Below are 12,152 nucleotides of genomic sequence, written 5' to 3'. Positions count from 1 at the left end.
AGCGTGGCGGCCCGGAACAGGGCGATTCTCCGAGGTCGAGGCACGATTCGATCGGGCCCTCGCGCATATGCATGCGGAAGGTCCGGTAGAACCGGAATGACAAAAACATCGTCCACCCCCGGCCCAAACGGGCACCGGGTCCAGAAGACCTGCATTTCACTTGGACACGTTCCGCGCCGGAGACTGCCTTGCGGCAATCAGGTCTGGAATCGCCCGGGCGGCCCAATCCGCTCGTGGCTTCAACCCTTGCGTGGATTTCCCGGCATTACACTTCCCCAAGCGAGCCGGGACCACGAATTCAGGTTCATGTCCCCCCGACGATCCATTGAATCGCTCGGACAAGCTAGCAACTGGCGCTGAGGAGTCGCAACTGATCTTCGATCTTGACTCAGTCTTTGTCTCTCCGAATCCACATAAGCCCCTCAAACCCTAATAAAATAAGGCTTTTGGCCTCACCTGAACGCAAACGGACGCTGCATTGCTGCAACGTCCGTCCGTAAGTGCACAAAGTGCTTTTAGATCAGGCAGCCAGGGCCTTCACACGCGCGGAGAGGCGCGAAATCTTGCGCGAGGCGGTGTTCTTGTGAACGACACCCTTGGTGACGCCGCGCATCAGCTCGGGCTGTGCGGAGCGCAGTGCGTCTTTCGCAGCGGACTGATCGCCGGATGCGATAGCCTCTTCGACTTTGCGAAGGAAGGTGCGGATGCGCGAGCGACGTGCTTTGTTCACGGCGAACCGCCGCTCGTTCTGGCGGGCGCGCTTTTTTGCCTGAGGCGAGTTGGCCATGTGTCGGGTCCCCGAATGTCGGTGATTTCAATCTGAAGCGCGCTTCTAGGCGCGATGTATCCACGAGTCAACACTGCTTTTCGCCGGGCAGCGGCGGCGGTGGCCCTTGCGGCAACACACCGCCCGCGATCGCCGGGATTTCGCCCGCTCGGCGCGTCGTTTCGGCCCGCGCGTGGAGTTACTTGTCGCGGAACTGCGCTTCGCGCTTTTCCTTGAACGCGGCCATGCCCTCCGCCTGATCCTCCGTCGCGAAAAGCGCGTTGAACATGCGCCGCTCGAATCGCACGCCTTCGGTCAGCGTGGTCTCATAGCTGCGGTTCACGGCCTCCTTGACCGCCATCGCCGTGACCACGGATTTCTCCGCGATCTTCTGGGCGGCGGCCATCGCTTCTTCTTGCAGTTTGCGGGTGGGGACGACGCGGCTCACCAGCCCGGCGCGCTCGGCCTCTTCGGCATCCATGAAGCGCCCGGTCAGGTGCATGTCCATCGCCTTTGACTTACCCACGAACCGGGTCAGCCGCTGGGTGCCGCCCATTCCGGCGCAGATGCCAAGGTTGATTTCAGGCTGGCCGAACTTCGCGCTGTCCGAGGCGATGATGAAATCGCACATCATGGCCAATTCGCAGCCGCCTCCCAGCGCATAGCCCGACACCGCCGCGATGATCGGCTTGCGAGTGGCGGTGATGCGATCGGCGTCGCGGGCGTAGATATCCGTCAGGAATGCCTCGACGAAGCTCAGCTCCGCCATCTCCGAAATATCCGCCCCCGCGGCAAATGCCTTTTCCGAACCTGTGAGCACGATGCAGCGCACCTTCTCGTTGGCTTCGGCTTCGGTCAGCGCCTCGGCCAGTTCGGCCACCATTTCGGTGTTGAGCGCATTGAGCGCATCGGGGCGATTCAGTTTGATAAGGCAGACGTGGTCGGTGATGTCGACGATGAGCGTCTCGAAAGCCATGTGGCGCGACCTTTTTCCTAGATGTCGCGGCAGGATTACCAGCCCCCGGTCAGGGTTCAAGCTATCTTTGGCAATGGCCGCAGAAGAATGACGACCGCCCCGATTGGACGATCCGCTGGACCTGTCCCGTGCACTCAGGCGTGACGCAGGGCGCGCCTTCGCGGCCATAGACCCGGAATGTATGCTGAAAATAGCCCAGATCCCCATCGGCCTGCCGGTAATCGCGCAGGGACGATCCGCCCGCCAGAATGGCTTCCTGCAACACCTCGCGGATGATGGGCACCAGCGCGGCGGCGCGGTCCCGGGACAGGTTGCCTGCCTTGCGCCGGGGCGAGATGCCCGCCCGGTGCAGCACCTCGCACACGTAAATATTGCCCAGCCCCGCGACGATCCGCTGGTCCAGCAGCGCGGACTTGATCGGTGTGGCGCGCCCCGCCAGCCGATCGGCCAGATAGGGCCCATCGAATTGGTTGCCCAGCGGCTCGGGGCCGAGGTCGCGCAGCAACATGTGCTCGCCCGCGCGCTCCGTCGCCATCAGGTCCATCGCACCGAAACGCCGCGGATCGTTGAACGTCACGCGCGCGCCATTCGACATGTGCAGCACCACATGGTCATGTTTCTGCGGGGCGGGGTGGTCGTGGACAAAGCGCGCGGTGGCCAGCCCCGACACCATCATCCGTCCCGACATGCCCAGATGGATCAGCAGCGTCTCGCCCGTGGACAGATCGGCCAGCAGATATTTCGACCGCCGCCGCAGCCTGTGCACCCGTGCGCCCGTCAGCCTGCGGCACATGCCTTCGGGAAACGGCCAGCGGAGCCCCTCACGGCGGATTTCCGTGGCGGAGATCACATGGTCTTCCATAGCGGGCAGCAGGCCGCGACGAACCGTCTCGACTTCGGGTAATTCGGGCAAGTCTCACATCCTTTCGGCGGGGGGCGCGTTGTAACACCCTCCCGGCGCCCTATAAGAAGGGGATGAATTTTGAGGCGGCAAGAGCAGATGACTGACAATCCCGACAAGACCACCCATTTCGGCGCGCGCACCGTCCCCGAAGCGGAAAAGGCGGGCATGGTGCATGGTGTCTTCTCCTCGGTGGCATCGCGCTATGACGTGATGAACGATCTGATGTCCGGCGGCATCCACCGGATCTGGAAAGATGCCATGATGGATTGGCTCGCGCCCCGCGCCGGTCAACGGCAACTGGATGTGGCCGGCGGCACCGGCGACATCGCGTTCCGCTTCCTGCGCCGTGCGCCGCGCGCCTCCTCCGTCGTCTGCGACATGACCGAGGCGATGCTGGTCGAGGGCCGCAAACGCGCCGAGGCCGGGCATCTGGCCGACCGGCTCGATTGGGTGGTGGGTGACGCAATGGCGCTGCCCTTCCCCGATAACAGCTTCGATGTCTACACGATCAGCTTCGGCATCCGGAACGTGACCCGGATCGAGGACGCGCTGTCCGAGGCGTTCCGCGTGCTGCGCCCCGGCGGGCGGTTGATGGTGCTGGAATTTTCGCAACTGCCGAATCCGGCGATGCAATGGGCCTATGACCGCTATTCCTACAACGTCATTCCCCGCATGGGGCAGGCGGTGACGGGGGATCGCGACAGCTATCAATATCTGGTCGAATCGATCCGCCAGTTCCCCGATCAGGACCGGTTCGCCGAAATGATCCGCCATGCGGGCTTCGATCAGGTGAAGTATCGCAACCTGACGATGGGCGTCGCCGCGCTGCATTCCGGCTGGAAGCTCTGAGCCCATGCGCGGACCTCACAACATCTGGCGGCTGGTCTATACCGGCGCCACGCTGGAACGCACCGGAGCCATGGGCGCGGTGCTGGAAGCCTTCGACGCGCCCCCCGGCGTGCGAGCGCTGGCCCGTGTGCTGGGCTGGCCGTTCAAATGGCTGGGCGCCAAGGGCGATCCGAACAGCCCCCCGATTCCCCGCGCGCTGACCGCGCTGGGTCCCGCTTACATCAAGTTCGGGCAGATCTTGTCGACCCGCCCCGATGTGGTGGGGGTCGAGGTGGCGCAGCAACTGACCGTGTTGCAGGACCGCCTGCCGCCGTTCCCGCGCGAGCGCGCCATGCGCATGATCGATGCGGAACTGGACGCGCCATTTGATGCCGTGTTCTCGGAATTCTCCGAGCCGGTCGCCGCGGCCTCCATCGCGCAGGTGCACCGCGCCCGGCTGGCCGACAGTGGCCGCGAGGTCGCGGTGAAGGTGCTGCGCCCCGACATCATGCGCGCCTTCCGCAAGGATATCGACGCCTTCTACCTCGCTGCGTGGATGGTCGAGACGTTTTCGCCCTCCTCCCGCCGCCTGCGCCCGCAAGACGTCATCCGCCATTTCGAAGGCGTGGTGATGGGGGAGCTGGATCTGCGGCTGGAGGCCGCGTCAGCCTCCGAATTCGCCGCTAATACCGCAAGCGATGCGGGCTTCCGCGTGCCGCAGGTGCATTGGGGCACGACCGGGCGCAACATGATGACGCTCGACTGGGCCGAAGGGCTTGCCGCGAATGACCTTGCCGGGATCGACGCCGCGCGCCATGACCGCGCCGCGCTGGGCGAACGGGTGCTGTCGCTGTTCCTGCGCCACGCGCTGCGCGACGGCTATTTCCATGCCGACATGCATCAGGGCAACCTGAAGATCGCGGAGAACGGCGATATCATCGCGCTCGATTTCGGCATCATGGGCCAGATCGATGAATACACCCGCCGGGTGTATGCCGAGATCCTGTTCGGGTTTATCCGTCGTGATTACCGGCGTGTCGCCGAGGTGCATTTCGAGGCAGGCTATGTCCCCGCCGACCGCGACATCGACGAATTCGCCCGTGCCCTCCGCGCGGTGGGGGAGCCGATTTTCGGCATGGACGCCACCCGCATTTCGATGGCGCGGCTGCTGGCCTATCTCTTTGACGTGACCGAGCGGTTCGGGATGCGCACCCGGACCGAATTGATCCTGTTGCAACGCACCATGGTCGTGGTCGAAGGCGTCAGCCGGTCGCTCTATCCCCAGATCAACATCTGGGAGGTCGCGCGCCCGGTCGTCGAAGGCTACATCAAGGAAAACATCGGGCCCAAGGCGCTGGCCCGCGATATGCGCAAAACCGCGATGGTGCTCGCGCGGTTCGGTCCGCGCCTGCCGCAACTGGCGGAAACCGCGCTGATCCGTCAGGCGGACGAGCCCGGTTACCGCGCCGAGCGGCGCAGCACCCTGCGCGAACGCGCGGCGCTCGTGGCGCTGGGCGGCGGTCTCGTTGCGCTGGGCGCTATGCTGGCAGGAGCGCTGGGCTAAGGGGGCTTCTGCTGCCAGAACTCCCTGCATCCTCCGAACGGCGCACCCCCGCCCGCGAACCAGGCGAAGCCGCGCGGGCGAGCGCCTGCCCGCCCCAACGGGCTGGCGCTTGGCCACCTCACGCTGACCTCGGAGCAGGGAGGTATATGGCCGGGATAAAGCGCGCCGTTCAATCGTCTCAGCGCCACCCCCCGGGCAGGCTTGCGTTGCGCTGATGGGCGGCGCGGCGTGTGTCTCAGACCGACGCCGGGTCGGGGTCAGCTTAGCTGCTCTGGCAGATCGATGCCCCGCAGGAACTCTTCGGTCGCCAGCGGCTTGCCGCCCGCGCGTTGCGCCCGGCGCAGTTCCACCGCGCCCTCGCTGCAGGCCACCACCAGTTGATCTTCGCCCCGCGGCAGCACCTGTCCCGGTGTGCCGTCGCCTTCGGCCAGACGGCTCGCCAGCAACTTTACCCGTTCGCCCATGATTTCGCACCATGCGCCGGGGAAGGGGGCCAGCCCGCGAATCTGCCGGTCGATCTCCACCGCCGGGCGGGTCCAGTCGATGCGGGCTTCGGCCTTGTCGATCTTCTTGGCGTAGGTCACGCCGTCTTCGGGCTGGGGGCAGGGCTCCAGCGTGGGCAGATCGGCCAGCGCCCGCGCGATCAGCCGCGCGCCCATCCCCGCCAGCCGATCATGCAGCAAGGCGGTTGTGGTTTCGGGGCCGATCTCGGTCGCCTCGCACAAAAGCACCGGCCCGGTATCCAGCCCCGCTTCCATCTGCATGATGCACACGCCGGTTTCCGCATCGCCCGCCATCACGGCCCGGTGGATCGGCGCCGCACCGCGCCAGCGCGGCAGCAGCGAGGCGTGGATGTTCAGACAGCCCTGCGCGGGCGCATCCAGCACCGCCTGCGGCAGGATCAGCCCGTAGGCCACCACCACCGCCACATCGGCCCCCAGCGCGGCAAAGTCGTCCTGCGCCTCGGCGGTGCGCAGGCTCACCGGGTGGCGCACCTCCAGCCCGCGGGCTTCGGCCCGCGCCTGCACGGGCGACGGACGGTCGCGCTTGCCGCGTCCTGCGGGGCGGGGGGGCTGGGTGTAGACCGCAACCACCTCGTGACCGGCGGCGATCACGGCATCAAGCGCGGGCACCGAGAAATCCGGCGTGCCCATGAAGACAACTTTCATCGCCGCACCTTCTTTGCTTTGCGCAACAGCATCTCGCGTTTCACCCGGCCCAGCCGGTCGAAATACATGCGTCCGTTCAGATGATCGATCTGGTGCTGGACCGAGGTCGCCCAGAGATGCACGAAATCCCGCTCCTCCACCGCGCCATCGGCGTTGAGGAACCGCACGGTCACCGCGCGGGGACGCTCGATCGGGGCCCAGACGCCGGGCAGGTTCGGGCTGCCTTCCTCATGGGTGCGCATCTGGCCCGAGGCATGGAGGATCTCCGGATTGGCCATCCGCACCGCCTGGCCGCGCCCCTCGGATGCATCGACGACGGCGACCCGCAGCATCACCCCGATCTGCGGCGCGGCAAGGCCCACGCCCGGCATCGCGTCCATCGTCTCGATCATGTCCTGCCAAAGGGTGCGGATCGCGTCGGTCACGGCCTCCACGGGGGCGGCGGCGCTGCGCAGGCGGCGGTCGGGCCACGGCACGAAGGGGCGGATGGTCATAAGGCAAGTTCCTGTTGCAGCCGGGCGCGGGCGCGCGGTCCGATCCGGTCGAGCGTCACCCGCCCGTCGAGATGGTCCAGTTCGTGCTGCGCACAGCGGGCCTCGAACCCGGTCAGCGTTTCTTCGCGGGCCACGCCATCGGGATCGGTCCAGCCAAACCGCGCCTCCAGCGGGCGCTTCACGCAGGCGGTAACACCGGGGATCGACAGACATCCCTCCTCGCCGCGACCGGCTTCTTCGGATTGCCACAGGATGCGCGGGTTGATCATCACCCGTGGTGTGGGCGTGCCGTCCTTCCACGTCACATCCATGACGAACAGCCGGGTCAGCACCCCCACCTGAGGCGCCGCAAGCCCGCGGCCCGGCGCGTCATACATCGTGTCGAGCATGTCACGGATCAGCGCGCGCAGCGTGTCGTCGATCTCCGCCACCGGCGGGCACGGGGTCGACAGCGCCGGATCGGGCCAGCGCAGGATTGGCAGCACTGCCATCAGGCGCGCGCCCGTTCCCGCTTCAGCTTCTGCATCTTGCGCGTGATCATCTGACGCTTCAGCGGCTTGAGGTAATCAATGAACAGCACACCGTCGAGATGGTCGATCTCATGCTGCACGCAGGTCGCCCACAGACCGGTGAAATGTTCTTCATGGGTTTCGCCATCCAGCCCCAGCCACCGCACGGTCACCTCGCTCGGGCGCTCAACATCGGCATATTGCTCGGGGATCGACAGGCAGCCTTCCTCATAGACGTTGCGGTCTTCCGATTCCGCGATGACCTGCGGATTGATCAACACCATCGGGCGGGGGTTGGTCTCGGGGTCTTTCACGCAATCCATCACCAGCACGCGCTGCATCACGCCGATCTGCGGTGCGGCAAGGCCGATGCCCGGCGCGTCATACATGGTTGCAAGCATATCGGCGGCAAGTGTCCGGATGCCGTCGTCGATCGTGTCGACATCGGCGGCGGGTTTCTTGAGCCGGGGGTCCGGGTGGATGAGTATAGGTCTGATCGCCATGCGCAGGCATTTAGGTCATGACGCCTTTTCGCGCAACGCCTCTTGCAGTCACCGCGTCTCCGGGTAGCCTCGCGCGGCACCGACAGGAGATGCTGATGACCTTTGACGAGATGATCGACCGCCGTGGAACCCATTGCTCGAAATGGGACATGATGGAGCCGCTCTACGGCGTCTCGCCGGAGGATGGCATCGCGATGTGGGTCGCGGATATGGACTTCCGCCCGCCTGCCTGCGTGACCGGGGCGCTGGCGGCGATGGTCGATCATGGGATCTACGGCTATTTCGGCGATGAGGCGGCCTATCTAGACGCCGTGCAATGGTGGTCGGGCGAACGCCACGGCTGGACCCCGGAGCGGGAGGCGATCTTTACCACGCACGGGCTGGTTAACGGCACAGGCATGTGCATCGATGCCTTTACTCGCCCCGGCGATGGTGTGGTGCTGCTGACCCCGGTCTATCACGCCTTTGCCCGCACCATCCGTGCGGCGGAACGCGAAGTCGTGGAATGTGAACTGGCCCGCGACGCCGAAGGCACCTACCAGCTCGACATCGCCGCGTGGGATGCGCAGATGACCGGCACGGAAACGATGCTGATCCTGTGTTCGCCCCATAATCCCGGCGGGCGTGTCTGGACCCCGGCGGAACTGCGCGAGATCGCGGATTTCGCGATCCGCCATGACCTGATCCTCGTGTCCGATGAGATCCATCAAGATCTGCTGATGCCCGGTCACACCCATACGCCGATGGTCAAGGTCGACGGTATTTCCGACCGGCTGGTGATGATGACGGCGGCCACCAAGACGTTCAATATCGCAGGCGCCCATATCGGCAACGTCATCGTGCCCGACTCCGATCTGCGCGCGCGGTTCGCCAAGCGGATGTCGGGCGTGGGCATTTCGCCCAATTCCTTTGGGCTGCATATGGTCACCGCCGCCTATTCCCCCGAAGGTGCGGCATGGGTCGATGACCTTTGCGCCTATCTCGATGGCAACCGGCGGCTGTTCGATGCGGGGATCAACGCCATTCCCGGCCTGCGCTCGATGCCGCTGGAGGGCACCTATCTGGCATGGGTCGATTTCACCGGCGCGGGCATGGATCAGGCCGAAGCGCTGCGCCGCGTGCAGGATGAGGCCCGCATCGTCGTCAATCACGGCACCACCTTTGGCAAGGGCGGTGAGAGCTTCCTTCGGTTCAACCTCGCCACGCCCCGCGCGCGGGTGGAGGAGGCCGTGACCCGCATGCAGGCGGCGTTCGCCGATCTTCAGTAACCGCGCAGCACTGTTCGCTCAGGTCTGGGTGCCGTCCACCGGCTCCAGCCTGACGCGGCCTTGCTCCGGGTCCAGCAGCCAGACCTCGCGCCCCGGTGCGATCACGGCCACCGACAGCGGCCCGCCAAACGCCGCGCCGCTGTCGAGGTTCAGGTGATTGCCGTAATGCGTCGCCCGCTCCACCGGGGTGTGGCCATGCACGATCAGCGCGCCGAAATCGGCGTCACTGTCCAGAAACCCCTTTCTGATCCACACCAGATCTTCCTCCGTCTGCTGGACCAGCGGCACGCCCGCGCGCACGCCTGCATGCACGCAGAGCGCCGCACCCCAGCCGTGGCCCGCGCCCCATGTCAGCGGCAGGTTGCGTAGAAAGTCCGTATGGGACTGCGGCACCTTTGCCTGCGCGTCGGCGTGGATCTCCGCGACCGACCGCTCGGGGCTGACATCGACCCCGTAGGAGGCCAGCGTTTCACTGCCGCCCAGCTTGTCATGCAGCCAATCCAGATCGGCGCGCAGCCCCGGATCGTCCAGCCGCGCGTCGGTCAGAAACCGCTCCATCATCCGGTCGTGATTGCCCTTGATGGTGACCCAAGGCGCGCCCGCCGCGTGGCCCTGCACCAGATGATCGACCACACCGCAGCTGTCAGGCCCGCGATCCACCAGATCGCCCAGATGCACGATGGGCGTGTCCTCGGCCATTCCGTGCCGCGCGCGGTCCTCCGCGATCAGCGCATGCGCGCCTTGCAGCAGCGCCAGCTGTCCGTGAATGTCGCCCATCGCGTAAAATGTCATCTGCTGTCCCTCGTGATTGCTGCGAGAGGTTCGGCCACTCCCGTCACGATGGAAACCCCGCGCGGGCGAAAAGGGTTGCGAAACTCTGAATTTGCGGCGCGTTGCACAAGGCGTGGCACCTTACCGGCCAAGGGCGGTTAAGCCGCTGATCCCACTGAATAACGCGTGCGGGGCGATGTTAACCCGATTTTAGAGTTGTTTCGCGTGCGAAACATTTGCCCCTAGCTGCGCACGCGGTTTCGCCCATTGCGCAACACCAGTGTGGAACGCCCTCCGACCCCCCACGCGCCCGCCGCCGATCCGCGTCCCGACCGGCAGGCCTGCGTCACCCCAAAGTGTCGCGCTCATTCCGCCGCGCGGTCGTCGCGGTCCTCGGCTCCCAGAAATCCGCCGGATTGCCGGGCCCAGTAGCGGGCGTAGAGCCCATCGGCGGCAAGCAATTCATCATGGGTGCCATCCTCGACGATGCGGCCCTGATCCAGCACGATGATCCGGTCCATCCGCGCGATCGTCGACAGGCGGTGCGCAATCGCCAGCACGGTCTTGCCGACCATCACCCGGTCCAGCGCCGATTGGATCTGTGCCTCCACCTCGCTGTCGAGCGCGCTTGTCGCCTCGTCCAGCACAAGGATCGGCGCATCCTTCAGGATCGCGCGGGCAAGCGCCACGCGCTGCCGCTGCCCGCCCGACAGCCGCACGCCGCGTTCCCCCAGATGCGCCTCGTAGCCCGTGCGCCCGGCGTAATCCTCCAACTCGCAGATGAAACCATGCGCCTCGGCGCGGCGCGTGGCCTCGATCATCTGCGCGTCGGTGGCGTCGGGGCGGCCGTATTTGACGTTGTCACGGGCGGAGCGATTGAACATCGCGGTTTCCTGCGTGACCATCCCGATCTGGCGCCGCAGGCTTTCCTGCGTCAGGTCGCGGATGTCATGGCCATCGATGCGGATCGCGCCCGCCTCGGTGTCGTAAAGCCGCAGCAGCAGCGACACGAGCGTCGATTTCCCCGCGCCCGATGCGCCGACGATGCCGCATTTCTGCCCCGGCTCCAGCGTCAGGGAGATGCCCTGCACGCCTCCGTGACGCCGCCCATAGGCAAATCCCACATCCTCGAAGCTGACGCGCCCCTCGGCCCGCGGCAGATCCAGCGCGCCGTCGCGGTCGGTCAGGGTGTGAGGCGGGGTCAGGGTGTTCATGCCGTCCTCGACCTCGCCCAGACTGGAATAGATCCCCAGCAGCGCAAAGCTGACCCAGCCGGTCATCTGTGCGATCCGGATCGCGATGGTGCCCGCCGCGGCGATGTCCCCGGCGCTGGCCGCACCCTCGGACCACAACAGAAGCGTGCCGCCAATCAGCAGCACGGGCAGACACCCCGCCAGCGTCATCAGCGCGAACCGGAACGCGGTGGAAATGCGCCCCATGTGGATCACCCGGTCGCGAAATCGGGCCATCGCGGTCAGGGCGGAGCGGTCCTCATGCGCGGCATGGGCGAAAAGCTTGACCGTCTTGATATTGGTGATCGTATCCACGACCTGCCCCGACACCATCGCCCGCGCGCCGGCGCGGTCCTTGGCGCGGACGCGGATGCGCGGCAGGAAATAGCGCATCAAACCCAGATAGGCGGCGGTCCAGATGCCCAGCACCACCGCCACGCGCCAGTCTATTGCGCCCAAGAGGAACACCGCGCCGACAATCGACGCCAGCGCAAAAAAGACGACGTTGACGACCTCGGACACCACCTCGGTCACGGCGCGGGAACATTGCATCTGCTTTTGCGCGATGCGCCCGGCGAAATCGTTATCGAAATAGGTCACCGCCTGTCCCATCGTCCAGCGGTGCAGCCGCGACAGAACCAGCGGGTTGACGTTCGGCTGAATGACCAGCGCATTGGCCCCGGTCGCCAGCCCCGCCAGCACGGGCCGCAGCACGATGAAAAACAGCGTGATGCCGACGATCAGCCAGACATGATCCCGAAAAAACGTCTCTGGCCCGGCGGCAAGCGCGGTATCGATCACCACGCCCAGCAGCGACGCTGCGATGACCTCCAGCCCGCCGACGAGGCTCGACAGCAGACCCGCGGCCAACAGCACCGGCATCGCGCCTTTCAGGCACCACAACAGAAACGCCGCCAGCGTGCGGGGCGGCGCCCCTTCGGCGGGGCGGAAAGCATCGATGATTTCGGTCGGTTTCATAGGCGGCTCGTTTCGGTCAGGCGCGCCGCGGACCTGCGGCGGGAAAGGGCGGCGGCGGGGGACGTGCCGCAGGGCGCCGCGCCCGTCATGGACCCGTGCGCAAGCAGATGTGGGCGATCGCGCGCAGGGGCTGGCGGCACCGGGGCGGTTGTGTCCGGCGGGGCTGGCGGGGCGTGATACGGGCGGGCGC

Annotated in this window: 12 protein-coding genes; 3 read left to right on the top strand and 9 right to left on the bottom strand. The window is 66.1% G+C overall.

Translation table 11 applies throughout. The features are described 5' to 3' along the window. Positions 1-520 precede the first annotated feature (520 nt). The 3 genes from rpsT to mutM form a co-directional block, all read right to left on the bottom strand. Positions 521-787, bottom strand: coding sequence for a 30S ribosomal protein S20 (rpsT, locus tag CBW24_RS15205; protein ID WP_088662864.1), 267 nt, complete (start codon positions 785-787; stop codon positions 521-523). A gap of 178 nt (positions 788-965) precedes the next feature. Next, positions 966-1,742, bottom strand: coding sequence for an enoyl-CoA hydratase (locus CBW24_RS15200; protein WP_088662863.1), 777 nt, complete (start codon positions 1,740-1,742; stop codon positions 966-968). Between the two features lie 61 nt (positions 1,743-1,803). Continuing rightward, positions 1,804-2,655, bottom strand: a complete 852-nt coding sequence (gene mutM, locus CBW24_RS15195) for a bifunctional DNA-formamidopyrimidine glycosylase/DNA-(apurinic or apyrimidinic site) lyase (protein ID WP_097374063.1) — start codon at positions 2,653-2,655, stop codon at positions 1,804-1,806. An 87-nt stretch (positions 2,656-2,742) separates the two neighbouring features. Between mutM and ubiE the strand changes: the two genes are divergently transcribed. After that, a complete protein-coding gene (gene ubiE, locus CBW24_RS15190) occupies positions 2,743-3,495 on the top strand; it encodes a bifunctional demethylmenaquinone methyltransferase/2-methoxy-6-polyprenyl-1,4-benzoquinol methylase UbiE (RefSeq protein WP_088662861.1) in 753 nt (250 codons plus the stop codon). Between the two features lie 4 nt (positions 3,496-3,499). Next, entirely contained in the window at positions 3,500-5,038 is a 1,539-nt protein-coding gene (gene ubiB, locus CBW24_RS15185; protein ID WP_097374062.1) for a 2-polyprenylphenol 6-hydroxylase, read from the top strand. 257 nt (positions 5,039-5,295) lie between these two features. Here ubiB and fmt read toward each other — a convergent pair whose 3' ends face one another. Genes fmt through def (CBW24_RS15165) form a run of 4 tightly spaced genes read right to left on the bottom strand, consistent with a single transcriptional unit; the run spans position 5,296 to position 7,713 of the window. Continuing rightward, on the bottom strand, positions 5,296-6,207 hold the full coding sequence (gene fmt / locus CBW24_RS15180; protein WP_097374061.1) for a methionyl-tRNA formyltransferase: 912 nt from the start codon (positions 6,205-6,207) through the stop codon (positions 5,296-5,298). Then, positions 6,204-6,701, bottom strand: a complete 498-nt coding sequence (def, locus tag CBW24_RS15175) for a peptide deformylase (protein ID WP_097374060.1) — start codon at positions 6,699-6,701, stop codon at positions 6,204-6,206. The genes fmt and def (CBW24_RS15175) overlap by 4 nt, the downstream gene beginning before the upstream one ends. Then, positions 6,698-7,192 carry a peptide deformylase gene (def, locus tag CBW24_RS15170; protein WP_097374059.1) on the bottom strand — a complete coding sequence of 165 codons (495 nt, stop codon included), beginning with the start codon at positions 7,190-7,192 and terminating at the stop codon, positions 6,698-6,700. Before def (CBW24_RS15170) ends, def (CBW24_RS15175) begins: the two co-directional genes overlap by 4 nt. After that, a complete protein-coding gene (def, locus tag CBW24_RS15165; RefSeq protein ID WP_097374058.1) occupies positions 7,192-7,713 on the bottom strand; it encodes a peptide deformylase in 522 nt (173 codons plus the stop codon). Before def (CBW24_RS15165) ends, def (CBW24_RS15170) begins: the two co-directional genes overlap by 1 nt. A 95-nt stretch (positions 7,714-7,808) precedes the next feature. On the opposite strand from def (CBW24_RS15165), the gene CBW24_RS15160 reads away from it, so the two are divergent. After that, positions 7,809-8,981 (top strand): MalY/PatB family protein, encoded by a 1,173-nt coding sequence (locus tag CBW24_RS15160; protein ID WP_097374269.1) that lies wholly within the window; start codon positions 7,809-7,811, stop codon positions 8,979-8,981. Between the two features lie 18 nt (positions 8,982-8,999). Here the strand turns inward: CBW24_RS15160 and CBW24_RS15155 are convergent, their stop codons facing one another. Beyond that, positions 9,000-9,773 (bottom strand): metallophosphoesterase, encoded by a 774-nt coding sequence (locus CBW24_RS15155; RefSeq protein WP_097374057.1) that lies wholly within the window; start codon positions 9,771-9,773, stop codon positions 9,000-9,002. Between the two features lie 344 nt (positions 9,774-10,117). After that, the gene (locus CBW24_RS15150; RefSeq protein WP_097374056.1) at positions 10,118-11,962 is read right to left on the bottom strand and encodes an ABC transporter ATP-binding protein; all 1,845 of its coding nucleotides are present in this window, start codon (positions 11,960-11,962) and stop codon (positions 10,118-10,120) included. Positions 11,963-12,152 lie beyond the last annotated feature (190 nt).

Source organism: Pacificitalea manganoxidans (assembly GCF_002504165.1).
Lineage (GTDB): Bacteria > Pseudomonadota > Alphaproteobacteria > Rhodobacterales > Rhodobacteraceae > Pacificitalea > Pacificitalea manganoxidans.
Note: the sequence above shows the minus strand (reverse complement) of the source record. Positions and strands in the feature narration are given on the sequence as shown.